The organism is Vreelandella aquamarina (assembly GCF_020075495.1).
Taxonomy (GTDB): Bacteria; Pseudomonadota; Gammaproteobacteria; order Pseudomonadales; family Halomonadaceae; genus Vreelandella; species Vreelandella aquamarina_A.
This window is the reverse complement of the sequence record NZ_JABYQT010000004.1, coordinates 264072-290264: the sequence shown is the minus strand read 5'-3', so window position 1 is coordinate 290264 and position 26193 is coordinate 264072. Positions and strand designations below refer to the sequence as shown.

The 26193-nt window shown below is 60.9% G+C and carries 21 protein-coding genes; 15 read left to right on the top strand and 6 right to left on the bottom strand.

Annotated elements, in window-relative coordinates; translation table 11 throughout:
* Window positions 1-23: 23 nt before the first annotated feature.
* From HW452_RS08870 to HW452_RS08860, 3 genes are all read left to right on the top strand, one after another.
* Window positions 24-1214: an amino acid ABC transporter permease gene (locus HW452_RS08870; protein WP_224105746.1), complete on the top strand. Its 1191-nt coding sequence runs from the start codon at window positions 24-26 to the stop codon at window positions 1212-1214.
* A gap of 20 nt (window positions 1215-1234) precedes the next feature.
* The gene (locus HW452_RS08865) at window positions 1235-2335 is read left to right on the top strand and encodes an amino acid ABC transporter permease (protein WP_224105745.1); all 1101 of its coding nucleotides are present in this window, start codon (window positions 1235-1237) and stop codon (window positions 2333-2335) included.
* 84 nt (window positions 2336-2419) lie between these two features.
* A complete protein-coding gene (locus tag HW452_RS08860; protein ID WP_224105860.1) occupies window positions 2420-3148 on the top strand; it encodes an amino acid ABC transporter ATP-binding protein in 729 nt (242 codons plus the stop codon).
* 11 nt (window positions 3149-3159) lie between these two features.
* Here HW452_RS08860 and HW452_RS08855 read toward each other — a convergent pair whose 3' ends face one another.
* Window positions 3160-3759, bottom strand: a complete 600-nt coding sequence (locus HW452_RS08855) for a histidine phosphatase family protein (protein WP_224105744.1) — start codon at window positions 3757-3759, stop codon at window positions 3160-3162.
* 172 nt (window positions 3760-3931) lie between these two features.
* Between HW452_RS08855 and HW452_RS08850 the strand changes: the two genes are divergently transcribed.
* The 4 genes from HW452_RS08850 (at window position 3932) to HW452_RS08835 (ending at window position 11022) form a co-directional block, all read left to right on the top strand.
* On the top strand, window positions 3932-4363 hold the full coding sequence (locus HW452_RS08850) for a host attachment protein (RefSeq protein ID WP_224105859.1): 432 nt from the start codon (window positions 3932-3934) through the stop codon (window positions 4361-4363).
* Window positions 4364-4593: 230 nt separating this feature from the next.
* Entirely contained in the window at window positions 4594-6705 is a 2112-nt protein-coding gene (locus HW452_RS08845; protein ID WP_224105743.1) for a methyl-accepting chemotaxis protein, read from the top strand.
* Window positions 6706-6735: 30 nt separating this feature from the next.
* A complete protein-coding gene (locus HW452_RS08840; RefSeq protein WP_224105742.1) occupies window positions 6736-8850 on the top strand; it encodes a methyl-accepting chemotaxis protein in 2115 nt (704 codons plus the stop codon).
* A gap of 258 nt (window positions 8851-9108) precedes the next feature.
* The gene (locus HW452_RS08835) at window positions 9109-11022 is read left to right on the top strand and encodes a methyl-accepting chemotaxis protein (RefSeq protein ID WP_224105741.1); all 1914 of its coding nucleotides are present in this window, start codon (window positions 9109-9111) and stop codon (window positions 11020-11022) included.
* An 18-nt stretch (window positions 11023-11040) separates the two neighbouring features.
* On the opposite strand, the gene HW452_RS08830 is transcribed toward HW452_RS08835, so the two are convergent.
* Complete coding sequence (locus tag HW452_RS08830) at window positions 11041-11967, bottom strand: LysR family transcriptional regulator (protein ID WP_224105740.1); 927 nt, start codon at window positions 11965-11967, stop codon at window positions 11041-11043.
* 164 nt (window positions 11968-12131) lie between these two features.
* On the opposite strand from HW452_RS08830, the gene HW452_RS08825 reads away from it, so the two are divergent.
* Window positions 12132-12908, top strand: coding sequence for a ferredoxin--NADP reductase (locus HW452_RS08825; RefSeq protein WP_224105739.1), 777 nt, complete (start codon window positions 12132-12134; stop codon window positions 12906-12908).
* A 132-nt stretch (window positions 12909-13040) separates the two neighbouring features.
* Here the strand turns inward: HW452_RS08825 and glnK are convergent, their stop codons facing one another.
* The 3 genes from glnK to HW452_RS08810 form a co-directional block, all read right to left on the bottom strand.
* On the bottom strand, window positions 13041-13379 hold the full coding sequence (gene glnK / locus HW452_RS08820; protein ID WP_027337179.1) for a P-II family nitrogen regulator: 339 nt from the start codon (window positions 13377-13379) through the stop codon (window positions 13041-13043).
* Window positions 13380-13538: 159 nt separating this feature from the next.
* Complete coding sequence (locus HW452_RS08815) at window positions 13539-14783, bottom strand: ammonium transporter (RefSeq protein WP_224105738.1); 1245 nt, start codon at window positions 14781-14783, stop codon at window positions 13539-13541.
* A gap of 77 nt (window positions 14784-14860) precedes the next feature.
* Window positions 14861-15199 carry a P-II family nitrogen regulator gene (locus HW452_RS08810; protein ID WP_126952303.1) on the bottom strand — a complete coding sequence of 113 codons (339 nt, stop codon included), beginning with the start codon at window positions 15197-15199 and terminating at the stop codon, window positions 14861-14863.
* A gap of 344 nt (window positions 15200-15543) precedes the next feature.
* Here HW452_RS08810 and HW452_RS08805 point away from each other — a divergent pair, with 344 nt between their 5' ends.
* From HW452_RS08805 to HW452_RS08775, 7 genes are all read left to right on the top strand, one after another.
* Window positions 15544-15945, top strand: a complete 402-nt coding sequence (locus HW452_RS08805; protein ID WP_224105737.1) for an accessory factor UbiK family protein — start codon at window positions 15544-15546, stop codon at window positions 15943-15945.
* A gap of 141 nt (window positions 15946-16086) precedes the next feature.
* The gene (locus HW452_RS08800) at window positions 16087-18222 is read left to right on the top strand and encodes a TonB-dependent receptor (protein WP_224105736.1); all 2136 of its coding nucleotides are present in this window, start codon (window positions 16087-16089) and stop codon (window positions 18220-18222) included.
* Window positions 18223-18230: 8 nt separating this feature from the next.
* A complete protein-coding gene (locus HW452_RS08795) occupies window positions 18231-19151 on the top strand; it encodes a helix-turn-helix domain-containing protein (protein WP_224105735.1) in 921 nt (306 codons plus the stop codon).
* A 100-nt stretch (window positions 19152-19251) separates the two neighbouring features.
* The gene (locus HW452_RS08790) at window positions 19252-21369 is read left to right on the top strand and encodes a TonB-dependent siderophore receptor (RefSeq protein WP_224105734.1); all 2118 of its coding nucleotides are present in this window, start codon (window positions 19252-19254) and stop codon (window positions 21367-21369) included.
* A 127-nt stretch (window positions 21370-21496) separates the two neighbouring features.
* Window positions 21497-22024 (top strand): TetR/AcrR family transcriptional regulator, encoded by a 528-nt coding sequence (locus HW452_RS08785; RefSeq protein ID WP_224105733.1) that lies wholly within the window; start codon window positions 21497-21499, stop codon window positions 22022-22024.
* Window positions 22025-22032: 8 nt separating this feature from the next.
* Window positions 22033-23184, top strand: coding sequence for an MFS transporter (locus HW452_RS08780; protein ID WP_224105732.1), 1152 nt, complete (start codon window positions 22033-22035; stop codon window positions 23182-23184).
* A gap of 69 nt (window positions 23185-23253) precedes the next feature.
* Entirely contained in the window at window positions 23254-24114 is an 861-nt protein-coding gene (locus tag HW452_RS08775; protein WP_224105731.1) for an ABC transporter substrate-binding protein, read from the top strand.
* Here HW452_RS08775 and HW452_RS08770 read toward each other — a convergent pair.
* Window positions 24098-26146 carry a TonB-dependent siderophore receptor gene (locus tag HW452_RS08770; RefSeq protein ID WP_224105730.1) on the bottom strand — a complete coding sequence of 683 codons (2049 nt, stop codon included), beginning with the start codon at window positions 26144-26146 and terminating at the stop codon, window positions 24098-24100. The genes HW452_RS08775 and HW452_RS08770 overlap by 17 nt on opposite strands.
* Window positions 26147-26193 lie beyond the last annotated feature (47 nt).

Genomic DNA, 26193 nt, shown 5'->3' with positions numbered 1-26193 from the left:
TCCGTGTAGCGGAGACGCCACCCATGTCCGTAAGACCCAACGCTCGCCCCGCTGGCCACAAGCCACCGTTCTGGCGAGACCGCGCTAAGCGCGCGCTTGTTTTTCAACTGCTGCTGACCGCCGCTGTTGCCGTATTCCTGCTGTATATCGTGGGTAACGTTCAGGACAACCTGTCTGCTCGGGGTATCACGACAGGTTTTGGCTTTTTGAATAACACTGCAGGCTTTGGCATCGTGCAAAGCCTGATCGACTACTCTTCCCAGGCGACCTACGGGCGCACCTTTCTGGTGGGCTTGCTCAATACCCTGCTGGTGGGCGGGTTGGGCGTTCTTGCGGCCACGCTGATCGGCTTTATCGTCGGCATTGCCCGCCTGTCGCCCAACTGGCTGCTGGCCAGGATGGCCACGGCCTATATCGAAACCTTTCGCAACATTCCACTGCTGCTGCAGATCTTCTTCTGGTACTTCGCCGTGCTGCGCGCCCTGCCAAGCGCTCGGGACAGCATGGCCTTTGGCGAGGTGATCTTTCTCAACGTGCGTGGTCTGTATCTGCCCGAGCCGCTGTTCGAATCCGGCTTCGGGCTGATTCCTGCGGCGTTCATTGTGGCAATCGGTGCAAGCATCGCGCTGTGTGTCTGGAACAAGCGCCGCCAGGAGGCCACCGGCAAGCGTATTCCCGCCGGCTGGATATCGCTTGTGCTGATTCTGGGGCTGCCGCTTTTAATCACGGTCGCCACCGGCGTGCCGATTACCTGGGATGTGCCGGAACTGCGTGGCTTCAACTTCCGCGGCGGTTTTACCGTGATTCCGGAGTTTCTGGCCCTGTGGATGGCGCTTTCGATCTATACCGCCGCGTTCATTGCCGAAATCGTGCGCTCCGGCATTCAGGCGATTTCCCACGGCCAGACCGAAGCCGCCCAGGCGCTCAGCCTGCCGCGCAACCTGGTGCTGCGCCTGGTGGTGATTCCCCAGGCGCTGCGGGTGATCATTCCGCCGCTGACCAGTCAGTACCTGAACCTGATCAAGAACTCATCGCTTGCCACGGCCATCGGCTACCCCGATCTGGTCTCCGTGTTTGCCGGCACCACGCTCAACCAGACGGGTCAGGCCATCGAGGTGATCGCCATGACCATGGCGGTATACCTGACCATCAGCCTGCTGGTTTCCATGTTCATGAACTGGTTCAACGCCCGCGTGGCGCTGGTCGAGCGCTAGGCACCGGTGAGGATAGCTTTATGATTCACAATAAAACCATGATCGACCAGCGCCCGGCCCCTAGTAATACCCTGGGCCCGGTGGCCTGGCTGCGTGCCAACCTGTTCAGCGGCCCGCTCAACACGCTGTTTACCCTGGTCGGGCTATACGTTCTATATCTGCTGCTGGTGCCTACTATCCAGTGGGCGTTCATCAACGCCGACTGGATCGGCACCACACGGGCCGACTGCTCGCGGGAAGGCGCCTGCTGGGTATTCGTCAACGCACGCTTCACCCAGTTCATCTACGGGCTGTATCCGCGTTCGGAGATCTGGCGGGCCAATATCGTGTTCGGCGGTTTTTTCACCCTGATCGCCTGGCTTGCCATTCCGCGCCTGCCGTTCAAGCGCTGGGTGGCGGTGTTTGCCTTGGTGGGCTTTCCGATTGCCGCCTACGTGTTGCTGCACGGCGGCTACTTTGACCTGCCCCGCGTGCCCACCCACCGCTGGGGCGGCCTGATGCTGACCCTGCTGCTCGCCTCAATAGGCATGATCGGCGCCCTGCCCATCGGCATCGTGCTGGCCCTGGGGCGACGCTCCAACATGCCTATCGTGAAGAGCTTCTGCGTCATCTTCATCGAGTTCTGGCGCGGGGTGCCGCTGATCACCGTGCTGTTCATGGCCTCGGTAATGCTGCCGCTGTTTCTGCCCTCGGGCATCAGCGTAGACCGCCTGGTGCGGGCGCTGATCGGCCTGACGCTGTTCCAGAGCGCCTACATGGCGGAGGTGATTCGTGGCGGACTCCAGGCGATTCCCAAGGGCCAGGAAGAGGCAGCGGCTGCACTGGGCATGAGCTACTGGAAACGCATGGGCCTGATCGTTCTGCCCCAAGCGCTGAAGATGATGATTCCGGGCATCGTCAATACATTCATCTCGCTGTTCAAGGACACGACGCTTGTGATGATCATCGGGCTATTCGACCTGCTGGGGATCGTGCAGGCGGCGCTTTCCGACTCCAATTGGCTGGGCTTTTCGCTGGAAGGCTACGTGTTTGCCGCCTTCGTGTTCTGGATCTTCTGTTTCAGCATGTCGCGCTACAGCCAGTATCTGGAGCGTAAGCTGAACACCGGCCACAAGCGCTGACGTCGCTTTTTTCAAGAATTTGAGCAGGATTTGACTATGACACAAGCAGCCACCAATACCCCAGGCAGCTCTACCCCTGACCTGATGGTCGAAATGCGCGGCGTCAACAAGTGGTACGGCGACTTTCACGTACTGCGTGATATCGATTTCGAAGTGAAACGCGGCGAGCGGATCGTTATCTGCGGCCCCTCGGGCTCGGGTAAATCGACACTGATTCGCTGCATCAATCATCTTGAAGAGCACCAGCAGGGCGACATCGTGGTCGGCGGCGTGCCGCTGACCCAGGACGTGAAACGCATCGAGCAGATTCGAAGAAGTGTCGGCATGGTGTTCCAGCACTTCAACCTGTTCCCCCACCTGACGGTGCTGGAGAACTGCTGCATCGCGCCCATGTGGGTACAGAAGAAGCCGCGCCGGGAAGCCGAAGAGCAGGCCATGCGCTATCTCGAACGCGTGCGCATTGCCGAGCAGGCGAAAAAGTACCCCGGCCAGCTCTCCGGCGGCCAGCAGCAGCGCGTGGCGATTGCCCGCTCGCTATGCATGCACCCGGACGTGATGCTGTTCGACGAACCCACCTCGGCGCTCGACCCGGAGATGATCAAGGAAGTACTGGACGTCATGATCGAGCTTGCCGAGGAAGGCATGACCATGCTGTGCGTGACCCACGAAATGGGCTTTGCCAAGACCGTCGCTGACCGGGTGATCTTCATGGACCAGGGGCAGATCATCGAAGAAAACGCGCCGGAGCCGTTCTTCAATAACCCGCAGTCAGAACGCACCCAGCTGTTCTTGAGCCAGATCCTGGGGCACTGATCCTCAAACGCTCAAGGCGCGCCGCCCACTTGGGTGATACTGGCGGGTAACAGGGCGGGCTGCTCACGGTGCTGGGCGAGCGGCCTGCCTTCCAGCGCGGTCAGCAGTATCTGAAGCGGGTCGCCGTGGCTCACGATCAGAATGGTTTCGCCTTGCGCCTTCCGCTCCCACTCCTCAAGCACTGCCATCATGCGTGCGGCCACTGCACTCACCGCTTCTACCCGATGGGTAGTGTGCTCGGCGCTCTGAGCGTCCAGTGCCCACACATCCGGATAGCGCGCATCCGAGCCGCCCTCCAGCTCACCGAAAAACCGCTCGCGCAGACGTTGATCCGGGCTCATCGCCAATTCGAAGGCATTGGCCACCCGGGCGGCGGTCTGCGTGGTGCGTAGAAAATCCGAGTGCACCACCCGTGTGGGAACGGGCCAGGCCCAGGCATCCACAAGGCTCGCCAGCTGCTGCTCGCCGGTATCCGATAGCCCGAAGGCATCAATGCTCCGCTCGGGGCTGCTGATGATCAGGCACTGCTGGTTTGCCTGGCTATGGCCGTGGCGCATCAACAGATAGCGATTGCGCCAATGGTCAGAGGTGTTATGAAGAGGGTTTGACATAGCTTGGTAAGCCGCCTCGAAAATGGACCTTCAACATACCACCGGTGTCTTCGAAGGAGGAGACGGCAAGCCGCCGATTGCGCTCTGGATCAATCCAAGACCTCCCGTTTGACCGAATGCCAAACGCTTGCCATGGTTAATATATCCCTAACGACACGGAGGACGTTTGATGATGACAACCTATATCGTGGTAGCCGACGCCGCTCGCGCACGTATCTTCACGCGCGACTCGCTTCACCTGCAGGAGAAGGAGAGCCTGGTACACGCCGAGGGTCGCATGCATGAAGGGGACCTGATCACCGATAGCCCCGGCGCCGACGTGCACGAATCCACGTCATCCACCGCACGCTCCTCGGCGGAGGGTGGGACTGCCTTGAAGCATGAAAATGAACTGTTTGCCAAGGAAGTCACCCAGCACCTGTATAACGCACGCGTCAATAACAGCATGGAAAAGCTGATTCTGGTCGCGCCCCCCAAGTTTCTGGGCCTGCTGCGTGAAAAGCTCGATGCCCCCACGCAGAAGCTTGTCATCCACACCTTGTCCAAAGATCTCAGCAAGGCGTCGCTTGACGACATTCAGGAGGCGGTCAGCGATATGCGTTAAGTATTTCAACGCTTATTGATCGCCTACAACTAAAGCATGGATCGCTCTCGCCGATAAACTGATTACCCCTGCATCATGTATGTAGCAATGCATACATCAGTTTATCCTTAATAGAGAGCGACCATGTTCCTCCCCCCACGTCTATCCGCCATGGCTCTGTTTGCCTCGATCTCAGCAGAGCGCCGCTTGAATGCTTCACTCTACTTCCGTATGAGTGGAGCATTCTGCGCATGAATTTCAAGTCCGTTCGTACGTTGATCACGATACTCGTCGGCAGCTGTATCGTGCTGGTAGTGGCCGCGCTGGTGATTTATTCGCTGATCGCCAATGCACGCTCTCAGGATCTGGTGGAAAACCAGACCGAAGCGCTGCTCGAGCGCAATACCGAGGCACGCCTGACGGCTATCGCCTCCGAGCAGGCAGAACGCATCAAGGGCCAGATGGAGCATGCCCTGACACTGAGTGAGAACCTGGCCCAGACCAACGCGTTGATGGGCCAGCTGGATGCGACGGGACGGCCGTCGCTCAACGTGAGCCGTCGCGAGCTTTCCCAGATAGTGCGCCAGACCGCCGTTGCCAATCCGGAACTTCTGGGCACCTACATAGGCTGGGAACCCGATGCCTTCGGGCGTGATGAGGTCTTCGCCCGCCGTGAAGGGATGGGTTACGGGGCCGATGGACGTTTCCGTCCCTTGTGGTATCGCGACGACAGCGACAATGTCGTTGTACTTCCGCTGGATGAGAACATGGAGAGCGATGTCCTCCAGCCCAGCGGCGTGCGCCAGGGTGAGTACTATCTATGTCCGCGCGACACGCAGGCGACCTGTATTGTCGACCCCGCCCCTTACGACTATGACGGCCAGGTGGTGATGGTCACCTCGTTCAGCGTCCCGGTAATGGTCGATGGCGAATTTCGTGGCGTTGCAGGGGTCGACCTGTCGGTCAACTTTATCCAGTCCATGCTCAATGATGCCAGCCAAGCACTTTATGACGGCGCAGGTGAGCTGGCCCTGATTGCCTCCGGAGGCACCTTGACGGCGCATACCGGCCACCAAGAAGCACTTGGGCAGCCGTCAGGCGACGTTCTGGACCCAGCGTTGCAAACACGCATTACAGAAGCCCAGCTGGGTGGCGTCGTTCGTCATCATGACGCTGAGCAGGGCATGCTCGAACTTTACTGGCCGTTCACCATCGGTGATCTTGAACAGCCGTGGGTCTTGATGCTGCGCCTGCCCGACCAGGCGGTATTTGCCGGCCTGAATGATCTTCAAGAGCAAATGGAAGACCAGCGCACCACGTCCACGCTTGGCATGCTGGGCATGGGACTGATCATTGCTGCTCTTGGCTTGCTGGCCAGCTGGTTGCTGGGCACGAGTATTTCTCGTCCGTTGCGCAATCTGGCCGAACGTATGCGCGATATCGCTTCCGGCGATGGTGACCTGACCCAGCGCCTGCCAGTGCGCGGGCGCAACGAAAGTGCTGAGCTGGCCATCCAGTTCAATGCCTTCGCCGTCAAGATTCACGATGTGCTGGTCGATGTACGCGCCAGCAGCGAAGCAGTTCACCATGCTGCAAGCGAGATCACCCAGGGCGGGCAGGACCTGTCGCGGCGCACCGACCAGGCCGCGGCCAGCCTGCAGCAGACCTCGACCGCCATGGAGCAGATCAGCAGCACCGTGGGCCACACCACCAGCGCCTCCCGAGAAGCCAGCGGGCTTTCCCAGACTGCCTCGCAGCTCGCCTCGCGCACCAATACCGCGTTCGAGCAGGTAGTCGTCACCATGGAAGATATCCGTGCGACCTCCTCGGAAATTCAGACCATCGTCAGCGTGATCGACGGCATCGCCTTCCAGACCAACCTGCTCGCGCTCAACGCCTCGGTAGAAGCCGCCCGGGCGGGCGAGCATGGGCGCGGGTTTGCCGTGGTGGCCGACGAAGTGCGCAAGCTGGCCGGGCGCAGCAGCGAGGCAGCGGCGGATATTCGCCAGCGCATCGATGCCTCGGCAGGCAAGGTGGAAAGCGGCACGCAGCTGGTGCACGACGCCGAAACCGCCATGCATGAGCTTTCCGAGAGCGTGACACGGGTCACCCAGATGCTGGGCGATATCAGCACCGCGGCCAGCGAACAGAACGACGGCATCAGCCAGGTCAGCATCGCGGTAAGCGACCTTGATCAGATGACCCAGCAAAACGCTGCGCTGGTCGAGGAGTCGACCACCGCCGCCGAGCAGCTCAAGGATCAGGCCGAGCGCCTCGCTTCGCTTGTCGGAGCCTTTACCCTGTCGACCAGTACTGCTACCTCGGGCGGGCAGCTTGCGCCGCCTGCCTACCTGCCGCGTTAAGCGGTAACCAAACTGAGGGCAACAACAAAAATGAACTTCAAGTCCGTACGTACCTTGATTGCCACCCTGGTGGGTGGCTGTATTCTGCTGGTGGTAGCGGCGCTGGTCATCTACTCGGTGATCGCCAACGCTCGCTCCCAATCGCTGGTAAAAAGCGAGACCCAGGCGCTGCTCGAACGCAACATCGAAGCTCGCCTTACCGCCATTGCCTCGGGCCAGGCCGAAGAGATAAAAGGCCACCTCGAGCATGCGCTGACGCTTGCGACCAGCCTGGCGCACACCAACGCCATGCTGGGCCAGCAGGATGCCGACGGACGGCCCTTGATGTCCATGAGTCGGCGCGAAGTATCGATGCTGGTACGGCAAACGGTCATCAACAACCCCGACCTGCTGGATGCATTCATTGGCTGGGAGCCGGATGCGTTCAACCGCGATGCCAATTTTGTCGGTCGAGAGGATCAGGGCTACGGCCCGGATGGCCGCTTCATGCCGTGGTGGTATCGTACGCAAAGCGGCAGCATCGAGGTGCTTGCGCTGGGCAGCAATATCGAAAGCCAGGAGCGCGATGCCGACGGTATTCGCCTTGGAGAGTACTACCTGTGCACCAAGGAAACCCGGCGCAGCTGCATTGTCGACCCGCACCTGTACGACTATAACGGTGAAACCCTGCTGGTGACCTCGTTTAACGCGCCCATCATCGTAGACGGCAAGTTTCGCGGCAGCGCCGGTGTCGACCTCTCGGTCGAATTCATTCAGGGACTGCTCGAAGAAGCCAATGAAACGCTCTATGACGGCGTTGGCGAAATGGCTCTGGTCGCCGCACATGGTGCTCTGGCGGCCTATACCGGCGCGCCGGAGCGGATGGGCAAGCGCGTTGAAAACGTGCTCGACCCTGAGCTTCAGGCCAGCATCGCCCAGGCCCAGCAGGGCGAGCGTGTACGCAAGCTGGACACCGAGCAGGGCATGACCGAGCTGTACTGGCCTTTCACCATCGACGAGAGCGGTAACCCGTGGGTACTGATGATCCGGCTACCTGAAAGCGCCGTCATGGCCGGTTTGTATGGCTTGCAGGACCAGCTCGGCGAGCAGAGCAAAGCCTCCATGTGGGGCATGATACTGATGGGTCTGCTGATTGCCAGCCTCGGCCTGCTGGCCAGCTGGCTGCTGGGCTCCAGTATTTCCCGACCACTGCGTCACCTGGCTGATCGCATGCGTGATATCGCTTCCGGCGATGGCGACCTGACCCAGCGCCTGCCAGTGCGCGGGCGCAACGAAAGCGCTGAGCTGGCCATCCAGTTCAACGCCTTCGCCGTCAAGATTCACGATGTGCTGGTCGATGTACGCGCCAGCAGCGAATCGGTCCACCACGCCGCAAGCGAGATCACCCAGGGCGGACAGGATCTGTCGCGGCGCACCGACCAGGCCGCAGCCAGCCTGCAGCAGACCTCGACCGCCATGGAGCAGATCAGCAGCACCGTGGGCCACACCACCAGCGCCTCCCAGGAAGCCAGCGGGCTTGCGCAAACTGCCTCGCAGCTGGCCGTGCGCACCAACGGCGCCTTCGAGCAGGTGGTGGTCACCATGGACGATATCCGTAACAACTCCACCGAGATCCAGAGTATCGTCAGCGTGATCGACAGCATCGCCTTCCAGACCAACCTGCTGGCCTTGAACGCCTCGGTGGAAGCCGCTCGGGCAGGCGAGCATGGGCGTGGGTTTGCCGTGGTAGCCGACGAAGTGCGCAAGCTGGCCGGGCGCAGCAGCGAGGCAGCGGCGGATATCCGCCAGCGCATCAACGCGTCGGCAGGCAAGGTGGAAAGCGGCACCCAGCTGGTGCACGACGCCGAAACCGCCATGCACGAGCTATCGGAAAGCGTGGCGCGGGTGACCCAGATGCTGGGCGATATCAGTACCGCGGCACGCGAGCAGAATGACGGTATCAGCCAGGTCAGCATTGCGGTAAGCGACCTTGACCAGATGACCCAGCAAAACGCCGCGTTGGTCGAGGAGTCCACCACCGCCGCGGAGCAGTTGAAGGAGCAGGCGGAGCGACTTGCCGACCTGGTGGGCGGGTTCACGCTGCTGGATGAGCACGATGGCGGCGGGCATCCCCGTCTTCTCGGCCCATCGTCCTATAACGAGTAAGAGTGTATCGAGCACCAAGAAATCCCTGCCGAGCAATACAAGACGAGAAGTGCTAAAGCGAGAAGTACCAGCCTAGAGCCTTGATCGAGGCTCTAGGCGTTGAATGATCGACCATCCGGCGACTCGTTTCTCTGTATCAGCACAGAGCGGAGGATGAATGAGACTTAAGTCACAAGACACACTGCCGATATAGCAAACGATTACTCGAGACAGGCCACTGATCCTGTCTACTCCCCTCCCTGATAATGAGATGAACCGATGCTTTCCTCTTTAAGAATGCGCATTCTGGCGATCATACTGGTCGTGATCGCTCTGGCCCTGGCGGTCAATGCCACGGTCAGCTATATCACCCTGAAAAAGCACAACGACCTGCAGATTACCCAGCAGTTGGCATCCGTTTCTCAAGGCAATGCGCTGGCGATCGAGGAGTGGATTGCCGCTCGTGCGTCCATGCTCGAAGCGGCGCGCACACCGGTAATGGATAATGATCCACTGACGGCGCTGGAGCAGTTGCAGGCCTCCGGCGGCTTCATGGCCGCGTTCTTCAGCCAACCCGATGGCAGCCACCTGGCAAGTGCGTTTCCGCCTGGCGACGGCTATGACCCTCGCACCCGTGGCTGGTATCAAGCCGCCGTGGCGCAGGACAGGACCATCGTGACCGAACCCTACGAGGACGACGCCAGTGGCCAGCTGGTCGTGACCTTTGCCACACCGGTCAAGCGCGGAGGCTCCCTCTATGGTGTCATCGGTGGTGACGTGGCGATCGGCAAACTGATCGAGCAGGTCAATGCGATTCAACCCACGCCAGCCAGCTTCGCGTTCTTGAGCAGCGCCGGGGAGACGATCATCGCCCACCCGGACCCGGCCTTGACCCTCCAGCCGCTGACAAGCCTCAACGACGCCTTGACCCCCTCCGCCATCGAACGCCTGCGCATGACCGCCAACGCCTGGGAACACGTTGACGTGAACGACGAAACCAAGCGGATAGCCGCCACCCCCATTGCCGGCACCGACTGGGAGCTGGGTGTCGCACTGGACGAGTACGAAGCCACGGTGGGGCTTCGCGCCATCATCCACTCGGCACTACTGACCCTGGCGGTGATCCTCGTGCTGACGGCGGTGCTGCTCAGCCTGTGGCTCAAGCGTAGCTTCGCCGGCCTCGAGCGCGCCCGCGATGCCCTGGAAGACATCGCCAGCGGCGAGGGCGATCTGACCCGCCGTCTGCCGGAGCAGGGCCGCGACGAAGTCGGCCAGATCAGCCGCGCCTTCAACCGCTTCGTCGACAAGATGGAGCACGTGCTGATCGACGTGCGCGCCAGCAGCGACGCGGTCCACCACGCCGCCAACGAAATCGCCTCTGGCGGTCAGGATCTCTCTCGGCGCACCGACAACACCGCCGCGAGCCTGCAGCAGACCTCCGCCTCCATCGAGGAAATTACCAGCACCGTGCAGCACACCGCGTCTTCCGCTCAGCAGGCCAGCAAGCTGTCCCAGTCCGCCTCCCAGGTGGCCGGCCACGGCGGCGAGGTGATGGGCAACGTGGTGACCACCATGGAGCAGATCACCCAGGCCTCGGAGAAGATCGGCGAGATCGTCACCCTGATGAACAGCATCTCGTTTCAGACCAACCTGCTGGCACTCAACGCCTCCGTCGAGGCGGCCCGGGCCGGCGAGCATGGCCGTGGCTTCGCCGTGGTGGCCGAAGAGGTGCGCAAGCTCGCCCGGCGCAGCAGCGACGCGGCCAACGATATCCAGAAGTTGATCGAGGACTCTCAGGGCAAGGTCAACAGCGGCACGACGCTCGTGCGCAATGCCGGCGAAACCATGGAGGAGATCGTCTCGCACATCGCCCGGGTGACCGACGTGCTCGAGGAGATCGAGGCCGCCACCAGCGAGCAGAGCGAGGGCATCAATCAGGTCAACATCGCCGTCGCGGACCTGGACCGCATGACCCAGGAGAACGCCGCCCTGGTGGAAGAGTCCACCACCGCCGCCGAGCAGTTGAAGGAGCAGTCCGGGCAGCTTGCCAGCGTCATCGGCAGCTTCAAGGTCTCCCGCGCGGCGCCGGCAGCCCCCGCGCCCGCACCGTCGCTGGCTCGCCCCAAGGCGCCGACCACGCCGGCCCCCCGCCTGGCAAGCACCTCGGCCGAAGGCGACTGGGACGAGTTCTGAGCTGCCGCCGCTCGATGATCAAGGCACCGGCGGCAGTGCGATATCGTCGCTGCGGCTGGCGCCGGCGGTCATCTCGCGGCACAGGCGCAGAAACTCGCGCACGCCGGTGGTCAGGTACTTGTGGCGGTGCCAGATGAAGGTGAACTGGCGCTTCAAATCCAGCTCCGGCGTAGGCAGCGGCACCAGGCTCCCGCGCCGGAAGGCGTCGCGCAGCGCAAGCCGCGAGACACAGCCGATGCCAAGGCCGGACTCCACCGCACGCTTGATGCCTTCGGTGTGCTCGAGTTCCAAAAGCGTATTGAAGCGGCTGCGTCGATGGCGCGCCGCGTGCTCCAGCGTCATGCGCGTGCCTGACCCTTCTTCGCGCATGATCCAGTCCTCGCGCAGAAGCTGCTCGAGCTCCAGGTGATCGCGCCCGGCCAGCGGATGGCGCGGCGAGCAGAACACGCACAGCTCATCTTCCACCCAGGGCTGACTGATGATCATCTCGTCATCGCACTGACCCTCGATCAGGCCCAGGTCCAGCGAGTGCTGACGCACGCTCTCGACGATATGGCGCGTGTTGCGTACCGAAAGGCGCACGCGGCTGCCGGGGTAGCGCTGCATGAAGTCGCTGATCAGAAGCGTTGCCAGATAGTTGCCGATGGTCAGCGTCGCCCCCACATCCAGCGTGCCCACGCCCTGCTGGCCGCGCAGCAGCTCCTCGATCTCCTCCCCCCGGTCAAGCAGCGCCACTGCCTTGGGCAGTAGTTGAAAGCCCAGCGCATTGAGCTTTAGCCGTTTGCCCAGCCGGTCGAGCAGTTGGCAGTCGAACTGGCGCTCGAGCTCGGCAAGCGCCGTGCTGGTGGCCGACTGCGACAGGGCCAGCGCCCGGGCCGCCTGGGAAACGCTTTCATGCTGGGCAACAGCAACAAACACTTCGAGCTGGCGCAAGGTATAGTGCATAACAAGCCTATATCGATTCTAAAGATAAGAGTTATCAATATAATTTACTTAACAGATATATCATCTTTGCTTAGACTTGCTGACAACATATTTTCTATTTTTTATTCTTTTAAAGAATATGAAAGATGCCCTCGAGTGTCGGCATCGTTTAACGGAGAGAGTGCATGAGTAAGTTTGCTCTGGAAGAAGTGCTTAGCGTTCACCACTGGAACGATACCCTGTTCAGCTTCCGCACCACGCGCGAGCGCAGCCTGCGCTTCAAGAACGGCCAGTTCGTCATGATCGGCCTGGAAGTGAACGGCAAGCCCTTGATGCGCGCCTACTCCATCGCCAGCCCCAACTACGAGGATCATCTCGAGTTCTACAGCATCAAGGTACCCGACGGCCCGCTGACCTCGCGCCTACAGCACCTGAAAGTGGGCGACCAGATCATGGTCAGCCGCAAGCCCACCGGCACGCTGGTATGCGATGACCTGCTGCCGGGCCGCAACCTTTACATGCTCTCTACCGGCACGGGCCTTGCGCCGTTCATGAGCTTGATTCAGGACCCGGAAGTATACGAGCGCTTCGAGAAGGTCGTACTGATTCACGGCGTGCGTGAAGTTTCTGAGCTGGCCTACTCCGACTTCATCACCAAGGAGCTGCCAGCGCACGAGTACCTGGGTGAAGAGATCGCCGAAAAGCTCGTCTACTACCCGACGGTAACCCGTGAAGAGTTCCACACCATGGGCCGACTGACCGACCACATCCGCTCGGGCAAGCTATACGAGGACACCGGCCTTGCGCCGATCGACCCGCGCCAGGACCGGGCGATGATCTGCGGCAGCCCGGCCATGCTGGACGATACCAGCGCGCTGCTCGACGAGCTGGGCATGAACATCTCGCCGCGCATGGGCGAGCCCGGCGACTACGTGATCGAGCGTGCGTTCGTCGAGAAGTGATGGCTGAGTGAAGAGCCCACAGGAGGCGCATCGTCATCGCGCCTCACTGACAAAAAAGCCCCTGCTGGATGCACTCCGCAGGGGCTTTTTCACAAATCACGACCTACCATTCACGACTCACCACTCATCCGCTTATACCGCATCCTTGCCGGTTTCGCCGGTGCGGATACGGATGACCTGCTCAAGCGGCATGACGAAGATCTTGCCATCGCCGATCTTGCCGGTATTGGCCACCTGGGTAATGGCGTCGATCACCTGCTCGACCATGTCGTCATCCACCGCCACTTCAAGCTTTACCTTGGGCAGAAAGTCCACCACGTACTCGGCACCGCGGTAGAGTTCGGTGTGCCCTTTCTGACGACCAAACCCCTTCACTTCCGTGACGGTAATGCCCTGCACCCCGATATCGGAGAGCGATTCGCGTACGTCATCAAGCTTGAACGGCTTGATAATGGCTGAGATCAGTTTCATTGCGATATCCCCTGGCTTGATGGCCCTGAATAGATGGGTGTTAGCGCCTGCGTCGGCCACCCGCTACCCGTTAGCATACACCGCTACCGGTAGAGAATAAAAAGGCCTTCCTTGAAAGGAAGGCCAAAGGAGCACGCCAGCTCACTTCTTGCGTTGTGCTTATTTCTTGACGCTGAACTCCGGGTAAGCCTCGAGGCCACACTCGGCGATATCCACGCCTTCGTACTCTTCCTCTTCGCTGACGCGAATGCCCATGATCGCTTTCAGCACCAGCCAGACCACCAGGCTCGCCAGGAAGACCCAGGCAAAGATGCCCACGATACCGATCAACTGGGCAGCAAGGCTGACATCGTCGAACAGCGGCACGGCCAGCAGGCCCCAGATGCCGACAACGCCGTGTACGGAAATGGCACCCACCGGGTCATCGAGCTTCAGCTTGTCGAGGGTCACGATGGAGACGACCACCAGCAGGCCACCAACGGCGCCGATCAGCGTCGCGGCAAGCGCCGAGGGAGCGGCAGGACCTGCGGTGATGGTCACCAGGCCTGCCAACGCGCCGTTAAGCGCCATGGTGAGGTCGGCCTTACGGAACCACAGCTTGGCCAATACCAGGGCGGCCAGTACCCCGCCTGCGGTAGCCGCGTTGGTATTCACAAAGACCTGCGCCACGTTATTGGCAGAAGCGACGTCGGACATCTTGAGCTCGGACCCGCCATTGAAGCCAAACCAACCAAGCCAAAGGATGAACGTACCCAGAGTAGCCAGCGGCATATTGGCACCGGGGATCGCATGGATGGCACCATCCTTGCCGTACTTGCCCTTGCGCGGCCCCAGAACCAGCACGCCCGCGAGCGCTGCCGCCGCACCTGCCATGTGCACGATGCCTGAACCGGCATAATCGGAGAAGCCCACAGCGTCCAGCCAGCCACCGCCCCAGGTCCAGTAACCGGATACCGGGTAGATGAAGCCGGTCATCACCACGGCAAAGGCGAGGAATGCCCACAGTTTCATGCGCTCGGCCACGGCCCCGGACACGATCGACATGGACGTTGCCACGAACACGACCTGGAAGAAGAAGTCCGCACGCATGGAGTAATAAGGTGCGTCTTCGCCACCATTCAACACGGCGTCGACGCTGTTTTCAGCGCCAATCAGAAATCCCAGGCTCGGCAGAAAACCGCCCTCACCGCTGGAGTACATCAGGTAGTAGCCCACCAGCAGGTACATGGTGCAGGCAATGGAGAACAGTGCAATATTCTTGGTCAGGATCTCGGCGGTATTCTTGGAACGTACCATGCCGGCTTCCAGCATCGAGAAACCCGCCGCCATCCACATGACTAACGCACCGCAAATCAAAAAGTAAAAGGTATCGAGCGCGTAGCTCAGATCAGTTACCTCATTCATAGGTCGTTCCCCGTCTACTAAAACGTTGTATCAAGCAAAAATGCCAACCAGGTCGCCACGCGGCTTCTTTACTCGGGTTATACGGCGTCGGCGCCGCGTTCACCGGTACGGATACGGATGACGTCTTCAAGGGGCGTGACGAACACCTTGCCATCGCCGATCTTGCCGCTGTTGGCCGCGGTGCAGATGGCATCGATCACGCTCTCCAGGCGCGAATCGTCAACCGCTACTTCCACTTTCACCTTGGGCAGGAAGTCGACCACGTACTCGGCGCCGCGATATAGCTCGGTATGCCCTTTCTGGCGGCCAAAGCCTTTCACTTCGGTTACGGTGATGCCCTGTACGCCGTTGTCGGCGAGCGCCTCACGAACGTCGTCAAGCTTGAATGGCTTGATGATGGCGGTGATGAGTTTCATCCCCTATCTCCCCTGCTGGATAAAGCCTGCTGAATGGGTAGCGACGCAGTCGCTGGCAATGCCCTGCTAATGCGCATACCGTGCCATCAACGTTTTTTATTTTACTTTTTAGCAACTTAACAAAAATTCAGGAATACCCAGGCACCGTTTGAGGTCACTTGAAACTCTCAGACAGCGCCCTTGCACCAAAAAATGACGCTGTCGGCACGACTGCGCACCATTAGCGGGCGTGTGGCCTTGGGTTAAATGAGCCAGCACCGCACGCAAAACATGCGCAGTCGCCAAGGGTTGCGTATCCTTGAGATAGCGCCCATTTTTTAAGCATCACCATCGAGGAGAGCATCATGACCCCCCAGGACCGTATCAGCCGCTTGGCCCAGCAAATCGGCGACCGTTTGCAGAACGCATCACAAGCCCCGGAAGATATCCAGAAAGGAGTGCAGCAGGTGGTTCGCGGCGCCTTTGACCGGCTCGAGCTGGTATCGCGGGAAGACTTCGACATCCTGATGGACGTGCTGCAACGTACGCGCACCCGTGTAGAAGCACTGGAACGCCAGGTGGCGAGCCTTGAAGCCGCCGTCGAAGCGAACAAACCCGCTGCGGCGCCGCCCGCGCCCACCGCCTCGGTTGAAGCATCGGAAAGCCCAGCCGCGGACGCCAAGCCCGAAGCCAAGCCAGCCAGCGTGAAAAAAGCGGCGCCTGCCAAGAAACCGGACGCTGACAAGTCATTGAAAGACGAAAAGTAAGCCGTTCAGCAGCGGTGCCCCTTCAGGCATTGCAAGCTGCCGGCGCGCCGGAAATGCCGAACAATGAGAACATCTATCATTGCGTTTCATGCCGCCAGTGATAGGATCAGCACTAACAAAAAACTGTTCTCTGGATAACCTATGAACCGCTACATCGTTGTAAGCGCCGGTCTCTTGAGCGGCGCTTTTCCTGTGCTTGCCTACTCCCAGACCGCTACTCAAGCCGCTCACCAGACTGACGGTACCGCTCAGGAAACCCTGGTGGTGGTAGGCTCGCGCACGCCTACGCAGATCAGCCAGATTCCCGGCGCGGTTCATGTGGTCGAAGGTCCAGAATTGCAGCAGCAGATCAACGCTGGCGGTGATCTCAAGACGGCCCTGGGCAGGCTGGTGCCAGGGCTCGACTTTGGCCCGCAGGGGCGCACCAACGCAGGGCAGAACATGCGCGGGCGCAGCGTGCAGGTACTTATCGATGGCGTATCGCTGAACAACTCCCGCGGCCTGTCACGTCAGTTCGATGCCATCGATCCGTTCAATATCGAACGCGTGGAAGTGCTTTCCGGCACCAGCAGCCTTTACGGCGGCGGGGCCACCGGCGGCTTGATCAACATCATCACCAAGCAGGGCGAAAGCGGCCGCCCCCATTTCGAGACCCAGGCCAGCGTGACCAGCGGGTTCAACACGCGTCATGATGTCGACCGGCGGCTCTCACAGTCGGCCAGCGGGGGCAATGACACGGTGCAGGGGCGCATCGGCGTATCGTTGGTGGAAAACGGCCGCCAGTACGATGCCGGAGGCGACGAGATATTCCCCGACATCGCCCAAAGCGACCTGCAGGACAATCGCCAGCTGGATATTCTGGGTAACGTGCGTGTCGAGCTTGACGACGAACAGACGCTGATGCTCAGCGGCCAGCTCTATGAGTCCGGCAAGAAAGGTGACCGTGGGGTCTACTACCCCAACCTGGCCGCCGCTGCGCCGAACCTGAATGATGCCGACATTCGCAATGGCTTTACCGCCGACCGCGACCCGCGCACCGACCGCAAGATGTTCAGCGCCAACTACCATCACGCCAACCTGCTCAACCAGGATTTCTACCTTCAGGCGTTTCATCGGGAAGAGGAGTCCAGCTTTCACCCCTTCCCTTACGCCGCCCAGGGCGGCGGCTACTACTTTGCCGCCTCCCGGCAGAACACGACACTCAGCGGCTTGAAGGGCCTGTTCTCGGCGGACCTGACGGAGAACCTCAACCTGACCTACGGCGCGGATATGGACCGGGAGTCCTTCGACGCCTCGCAGATGCGCTTTGATCGCGCCGCCAGTGACGCTACCGGTGGCCTGGTGCAGCGCGCCGACCGCGTCACCCCGCGCTACCCGGGCTTCGAGATCGACACCCTGGCGCTGTTTGCCCAGAGCGAATGGTGGGCAACGGATCAGCTCCAGTTCAGCGGCGGCATTCGCCATCAGCGCATGGACGTGGATATCGATGACTTCAACAATGTGCCGGGTGGCTCGAGCGACTACAACGTCACGCTGTATAACGTAAGCACCCTGTATGATTTCGACAACGGCCACCAGAGCTGGCTGGGCTACTCGGAAGGCTTCGAGCTGCCCGACCCCTCCAAGTATTACGGCCGCGCCGGGCAAACCGTGGCGGACAACCCGCTGGACGGCATCAAGACCCGGCAGGTGGAGCTTGGCTGGCGCTACCAGGGCGGCGACTGGCTGACCCAGGCGGCGGCCTACTACGCCTGGTCGGATACCGCCATGGAGCTGGATCGCGACCTCAACATCACCCAGGTCGATGATGAGCGCCGCGATTATGGCCTGGAAGCATCAATAACGCGCTATATCGGTGATGCCTGGGAAGTGGGCAGCACGCTGCACGTGCTCACCTCCGAGCGCAAGGTGGACGGCGCCTGGCAGGACCGCGGGATTACCGTTTCACCCTACCCCTCCCAGGATAGCCTGACCGCCCACGTGGCCTGGCAGGATGATGTGCGTACGCTGCGCCTGCAGGGCAGCCACGCCCGCGAGTACAAGGACGCCGAGGGCGAGCGTATCGATAGCTTTACCACCCTTGACCTGATCGGCAGCCAGGACATCGGCCTTGGCACGCTGAGCCTTGGCATCAGCAACCTGACCGACAGGCAGTACTCCACGCCCTGGGGCCAGCGCGCCGTCGGCTTCTACTCGCCCACCTACGGGCCCGAGTACCTGTACGACTACCAGGCCCGTGGGCGCACGTTCACGCTGGGCTGGTCAATGGAGTACTGAGCCTTTCGATGCCAACCCTTACCTCACTCACGCCGGCCACCCTTAGCCAGCTGGGGCACCGGTTCGGCATCGACTATCTCCACTTGGAAGCGGCGCCCGATGCGCCGATTGCGCAGGGCAGCGTCAGCGACCTGCCGCTGCCGCCGGCGCTGCATCTCACGCTTTCGGATCTTGAGGTGTGCCACTCCTACCACTCACGTTCGACCCAATCCGTGCCGTGGTTTGTATGCGTGGTCATGGAGGGCCGTATAGGTATCACTCAGGGGCAGAAGCGGCTGACCATCAGTGCAGGCCAAGGGCTGTGTTCACACTTTACTCCGCAGGCGCCGCTGGTCGTCGAACAGCCCGTCCAGAGGCGTTTGCGCACACTCAACATCGCCGTTCTGTCAACCGCCCCCTACACCCTGCCCATCGCCAATGCGCCGCAGTTACGAGCCTGGACGTTGCCACCTGCGCTTTTTACCCAGCTGCTTGCCCTCAGCGAGCACCCGCTGGACGACTGGCGCCAGTCGCTGCTCTGGCATGGCCTTGCCCTCCAGCTACTCGGCTACGGCCTGCCCACGCCACCCCCAGACAAGCCCATGCTCGTCTCGGACAGTAGAACGCGTGAGCGCGAACGGCTTGCCCAGCTGCATGACACGCTAAGCCGCCATCCGCTGGCCGACTACTCGCTGAAAGCCCTGGCTCGCAGCGCCGCCATGAGTCCAAGCAGCCTGCGCCAGAAGTTTCGCCATCAATACGGCTGCACGATTTTTGACCACCTGCGCCGCTGTCGCCTTCAAAAGGCTTACCAGCAGCTGGAACAGGGCCACAGCGTTCAACGCGTGGCCCATGCCTGCGGGTATAGTCATGCCACCAACTTTGCTACCGCCTTCAAGCGCCAGTTTGGCATGGCGCCTACCGCGGTGCTCAGCAGGACGAACGAGTGACCATCGCTGGCATCGCGCATAGCCAATTTGGCATTCGGCATATCTATCCATATCCATAAAAAGCAATAATTCTCATTACTATAAAGATCGGGAATTTATCATGCTTTTGCCCCAGCACCGCTTTGCCTATCGTCATCTGACGCTCGCGACCGCCCTGGCAGGCAGCTTTTTACCCGCCGCCTATGCACAAACCGGCGCCGACGCCAGCAACGCCTTACCCACCGTCACGATTACCGCCCAGCAGGCGGCTACCAAACTGGAAACGCCGGCCATCGAAACCCCGCAGAGTGTTTCCACGATCACCCGCGAGGCGATGGAGAGTCGCGGGGTAAGCACGGTACAGCGGGCCACCGACTACACGCCGGGCGTCTACTCCAATCAGGTAGGCGCCTCCAACCGCTTTGACTACCTGGTACTGCGTGGTTTCTCGGATGGCAGCTTGAGCAATACCTTTCTGGACGGCCTGAAGATAATGGGCGATGCCAACTCGCACAGCTCCATGCGCATCGACCCGTGGTTTCTGGAAAGCATCGAAGTGGTGCGCGGCCCGGCGTCCGTGCTTTATGGCCGCGCTTCACCGGGTGGCGTGGTGGCACTCAACAGCAAGCGCCCTGAGTTCGAACCGGGCGGCGAGCTGCGCTTACGGGTGGGCAACAATCGCCAGCGCAGCGCCGCCTTCGACCTTACCGGGCCGATTGGCGAGCAGCAGCGGGTGGCGTTCCGTCTGACCGGTATCGCCAGCGCCGCCGATACCCAGTTCGGCCCCACGGAAGAACAGCGCTACGCCATCGCCCCGCGCCTGACCTGGGACATGACTGACGCCACCAGCTTGACTGTTGAAGCCTACCTGCAGGACGAGCCAGAAGGCGGCTATCACTCTGGCGTACCTTATGAAGGCGCCGTGGTGCCGCGCAATGGGCGCAAGATCAGCAACAACTTCTTCGACGGCGAGGAAGAGTACGACGCCTACGAGCGTACTCAGCGCATGTTCGGCTATATGCTTGAGCATCGCTTCAACGACAACGTTACCGGGCGCCAACTACTGCGTTATCTCAACTCGGATGTAGTGCTCAACCAGCCCTACGGCTTTGGCTGGACCTCGCCTACCTCCAACGAATTGAACCGTTACTACTCCGGCAGCGACGAATCCCTGGAAGCCTGGACAATCGACAATCAGCTGGAAGCCCGGCTCAACGACGGCTTTATGGAGCATACGCTGCTCTTCGGGGTGGATTATCAGCAGCGCGAAAACGACGTTGCCTGGCCGTCCGGCGTCTTCGAGCCGATCAACGCGTTCGAGCCGGTCTATGGCACTGGGCCGGTGGCGTTTTACGACCCTGTACGCGAGCGTCATGAAATTGAACAGACCGGCGTCTATCTACAGGATCAAATTGCTCTCGATCGCTGGCGCTTCACCCTGGGCGGGCGCTACGACTGGGTCAGCATCGACAACACGGATCTGGATACCGATGCATCCAGCTCGCTCAGCGATACCCAGTTCAGCGGCCGTGCCGGCGTGGTCTATCTGTTCGATAACGGCGTGGCACCTTACCTGAGCTACTCCACCGCGTTTACCCCCACAAGCTTTGTGGATGCAAACGGCGATTTGCTTGCCCCCATGGAGGGCGAGCAGTGGGAAACCGGGGTGAAGTACCACCCCAGCGGCAGCGCCAACCAGTACAGCGCAGCGCTTTTCCATATCAGCCAGAAGAACGTGGCGACCAAGGAGCAACCCTCCGACCCGTACCGCGCCGTGGGTGAAATTGAATCCCAGGGCCTAGAGCTTGAAGCCCAGACCCAGCTGACTGACACGCTCTCGCTGCAGGCAGGCTACAGTTTCACCGATATTACCTACGCCAAGAGCGACGACGGCAACCAGGGCAACAACGCGATTTACTCGCCCCGGCATCAGCTGCAGGCATGGGCGCACTATGAGGCTGACCAGGGCTGGCTGAACGGGGTGGATGCAGGCATTGGGGTGCGCCACTACGCGGACATCGCCGCCGACCGCGCCAATACCGAAACCGTGCCCGACTACACCCTGGTGGATGCCACACTTGGCTACGACTGGAGCCATGCCGGCATCAACGGCGTCGAAACCCGCCTGAACGTCAACAACGTGCTGGATAAAGAGTACGTTGCCTCCTGCAACTCGCTGGACTACTGCTACTTCGGCGCCGAGCGCGGCATTACGGCAAGCGTTCATTATCGCTTCTAACGTCTCGTCATGACAGCCGCTGGGCCCCGTCGCACTGCTCACTCAGTAGATCTTCGGGGCTCAGCAGGCATCAGGCAGGAATATTGGTCTCCTTGACTATGTAAAATGATCGTTTTACATTGGAGACATGGATATCAAAACGAAGCTTATCTCCGCTGCCGAATCCCTTTTCGACCGGCATGGATTTACCGCCACCGGGATGGACCGGCTTACGCAGGCTGCCGGCATGTCGAGTAGAACGCTGTATAAACATGCGGGCAGCAAACATTCACTGATCGCCAGCGTGCTTACGGAACGCGACAGGCGGTTCTTGCGCCGGACAGACGTAAACAGTGTGAATGAGCTTTTCAAGGCGCTTGAAGACTGGGTGCGGGTGGAAGGGTGCCGAGGATGCCTTTTTCTACGCGCTTATGGGGAAACCGGTGGTGATGTACCGGAAATTGCCGAGGTCATGGCCGCTCACAAGGCCGGGGTCTGGAGCAAGATTCAGGAAATCATTGCACTTGAAACCAACGGACGTGGCGATGAACAGCTCGCTGAGCAAATTCTGATTCTGTTCGAGGGCGCAACGGCGACCGCCATTTATCGCGGCGCGGACGCCGTTATCACAGCCCGCCATTGCGCGGTTCGCCTAGTCAAACAGGCCTCATCATGAGTCCGGGCATGATGCTCGGCGCCGTAGGCTTTGGGCTCATCGCCATCTGCTACGGCTTTGCCCGCTTTGCTTTTGGGCTATTTCTTCCTCAAATCGATGCGGATCTCTCCTTATCTTCAACCGTGGGCGGGTTGATATCGGGCGGCTCTTTTCTAGGCTACTGCGCGGCTATCATTGTCTCTGCCCACCTGACCGAGCGGCTAGGGCCCCGCGTGGTGGCAACCGTCGCGGCACTCGTAGCGGCAGTGGGTATGATAGGCATCGCAGCGGCCCCCTCATCACTATGGCTTGCAAGTGCTGTAATGTTGGCAGGCACCAGCACAGGCCTCGCTTCCCCCCCCATGGCCGCCGCCGTGGCCACTGCCGTCAAGCCCGCCGGACAGGGTGCCACCAATACGATTATCAATGCCGGTACCGGTGCAGGCGTGGTGCTTTCAGGGCCTGTGGCGTTGCTAATGGGTGGGCACTGGCGGATCGCTTTCTTGATCTTTGCAGCCACTGCCTTGTGCATGGCGATAGCGGTCGTCATCAGCATACCGGGTGATGCCCGACCAGCGGAAAACCGTGAGACAGGCTTGCCACTACTCAACCAGGCACTTAAGCGGCTGATTATCGCCTCCTTTCTGATGGGTGCATCGAGCACTGCCCTGTGGTCCTTTGGTAGCCAGCTGGTTACGCTACGCCTGGACTGGGGCCATACCGGTGCAGGGCTTTTATGGATTGCCATTGGCACGGCAGGCATGGCGGGCGCTTGGGCCGGGGTACTCGTTGCCCGGTTTGGAATCAACCGGACTCACTGGCTGTTTCTGGGTGCATTGGCAGGCGGCATATTACTCGTGGGGTTTGAAGGTACCACCCCTACGCTGACACTACTCGGTGGTGCGCTGTTCGGCCTGGCCTACATCATGCTTACCGGTGTCTATCTGGTATGGGGTGTTGCAGCGCTACCCAGCCGCCCCGCAACGGGCCTGACCGTTGGTTTTCTCACCATCGCTATCGGCCAGACCGCAGGTGCACCTCTATTCGGGTTGCTCATGGATCAATTGACGCCTACCTACTCCGTTATTGCCTTCGCCTGCCTTGCCTTTACCGCCGGGTTGGCGAGAGTCGGCAGGACAGACGCTACACACTCTTCGGATCCTGCCCTTCCCGATGCGTGATAGCATGGCGTTGCAAGCAAGAAGGATTATCGTTTAAATACAGCTCTTCTTTCAAAATGACTCTTCCTCATGCGCCGTACCGTGACGCTTCTTTTCGCCCGAGCCGCGCTTCTGCTCACCAGCCTGCTGGCGTTTACCAGCGCGCATGCCCAGTTTGCCACGGTAGACTGGACCATTGCCGAAACGCTGGTGGCCATCGGCGCGCCGATCAGTGGCGTGGCTCAGCAGCCGGATTACTACGACTGGGTAGGCGAGCCGCGGCTCCCGCCCGGCGCCACGGACCTTGGGCTGCGTGCCCAGCCCAACTTCGAGCTGCTGGCCCAGCTTGCCCCGGAGCAGATCCTGATCTCGCCGATGTTCGCCACGCTCACGCCGCGCCTTGAGCGCATTGCGCCGGTGACGTCGCTTGCGCTCTATTCACCCGGCGTGGATACCTGGCAGGAGATACAGGCGCTGACGCGCGAGCTGGGGGAGTTGACCGACCGCGAAGCGGCGGCAGAAGCACTGATCGAAGACACGCAAACGCTGATGGATTCGCTGCGCAACGCCCAGCCGGATACCGCACCGCTATTGATGGTGCAGTTCATGGATGCGCGCCACGTGCGCATATTTGGCGATAACAGCCTGTATAACGCGGTGCTCGAACGGCTTGGCCTGGCTAACGCCTGGGAAGAACCGACCAACGCCTGGGGCTTTTCCCTGACGGGCATCGAGGTGCTCGCGAACTACCCCGACGCCCGGCTGGTGATCATCGACCCGCTGCCCTTGGGCGTGGAGGAGCAGCTGGCCACCAGCGGCCTGTGGCAGCAGTTGCCGATTGTAAAAAACGACACCCTGCTGCGCCTGCCGCCGGTATGGAGCTTTGGCGCGCTGCCTTCGGCACAGCGCTTTGCTCGCGTGCTGACCTCGGCGCTTACCAGCGGTAGCTGACGCTGCCGATCACGCTGCGCGATTCCCCGAAGTAGCACCAGTAGTCGCAGCTGGCCACGTACTCTTTATCGGTCAGGTTATTGACGTTGAGCTGCGCCTGCCAGCCTTCAGCAAACTCGTAGCCGATCATGGCATCCGCCAGGGTGAAGCTGCCTACCTGGGTATCGCCATCCACGCTCTCGCCCACGTAGCGCACGCCGCCGCCCAGGGTCACGCCATCCAGCGCACCGCCGGTAAAGGCGTAATCGAGCCAGGTGGAGGCCTGGTGGCGCGGAATCAGGCTGGCGCGCTGGTCATCTTCCAGGCGCGAATCGGTATAGGTGTAGGCGGCGGTGACCTTCAGGTCATCGGTGACATAGCCTACGCCTTCAAGCTCGAACCCCTGGGAGCTACGCTCGCCTTCCTGCACCTGAAACCCTGCCGGCGAGGTAACCAGCGTGTTGCTCTCTTCCAGATCGAACACGGCGGCAGTCACGTAGCCATCCCAGCCGATGGGCGCGTACTTCACCCCCGCTTCCCACTGGCGCCCTTCACGCGGGTCATAGAGATTGCCCGCGCTGTCGGACTGGGCAATGGGCTCGAAGGATTCGGTGTAGCTGAGGTAAGGGTTGATGCCGTTCTCGCCCAGGTACATGACGCCGCCAGACCAGGAGAGCTGGTTATCGTCAGAGCGTTCGGTAGTGCCCGCCGTCACGTTGGTGTTCTCGGTCTCGGCATGGTCGTAACGTACGCCGCCCAGCACTACCCAGCGGTCATCCAGGCGCAGCTGGTTTTGCAGGTAAACGCCGGTCTGCTCTTTATCGATATGCCGTTCGACCAGATCTTCATCGGCAAACGGGGTGTAGTTGCCGTAGGTGGGCGTGAAGATGTCGATCGGCGCACCGAAAGCATAATCATCGCCCTCCTGGCCCTTGAGGCCCAGGTTCTGGTAATCAACGCCCACCAGCAGGGTATTTTCAGTGCGCTCGGTGTACCAGTTGCCCACGAAGCGGTTGTCTACCGTCCAGCTATCGGCCTTGCCGTCGCGCAGGGTCAGCCCGCGTGAGGCGCGACGGTCGTCCACCATGGAGAGCGCATAGGTATTGCGAAGCTCCAGGTCGAGTTCGCTGTAGCGTAAATCCTGCTCGAACGCCCAGGTGTCGTTGACCTGATGGCGCAGCTCGTAACCTAGCCCCCACTGAGTGCGCTTGTTGCGGTCATAGTCGGGTTCGCTGACGTTGGACTGCGGGCTGACTCGGCCAAACGGCGTATCCTGAATGCTGCCGTAGGGCAGCTTGAAGCCATTGACGGGCACGCCATCGTCCTTCTGCACGCTGGCCAGGAAAGTAACGCTGGTATCTTCACTGACGTCCACCGCCAGGCTGGGGGCGAAGTAGTAGCGCTCGTTATCCGTGTTATCCAGATCGCCGTCGCGCTCTTTATACATGCCCACCACGCGGTAGCGCACATCGTCCGATTCGCCTGCAGGGCCGCTGGTATCGATGCCCACCTGGCGGTGGTTGCGGTTGCCCAGCTGGACATTCACGCTGCCCTGCGGGGTATCCGTTGGCCGCTTGCTCACCGCATTGATCAACCCGCCGGGAGGCGCCTCGCCGTAAAGGATCGAGGACGGCCCCTTGAACACCTCCACCCGTTCAAGCCCGTAAGGCTCCGGCAGCCACTGATAGAAGCCTTCGCGATAGATTCGCAGGCCATCCTGGTAAGTGGACTGGTCAAACCCGCGCACCTTGAACCAGTCGGTATCGTTGTCGCTGCCGTAATGGCCGGCAAGTACCCCCGCGCGATAGCGGAAGGTTTCATCCAGCTGCTGCACGTTGCGGGCTTCAAGCTCCTCACGGTCAACGCTTGAAACCGGGCGTGGCGTTTCCACCAGCGGTGTATCTACCTTCAAGGCCGTGCCGACCACCACGACGGTGTCGTTATCGACCGCTTCCTGAGCGCTGGCCGTGGCGCAGGCAAGAACGGCGGTGACAGGAATCAACGCGGCAATGGAACGCGCCAGGGGGCGGCGAACAAACGGCAAAGACGGCATGTTGGGCACTCGATTGGGTTAGAAGCAGGAGGTAGAAAGATTTTTAG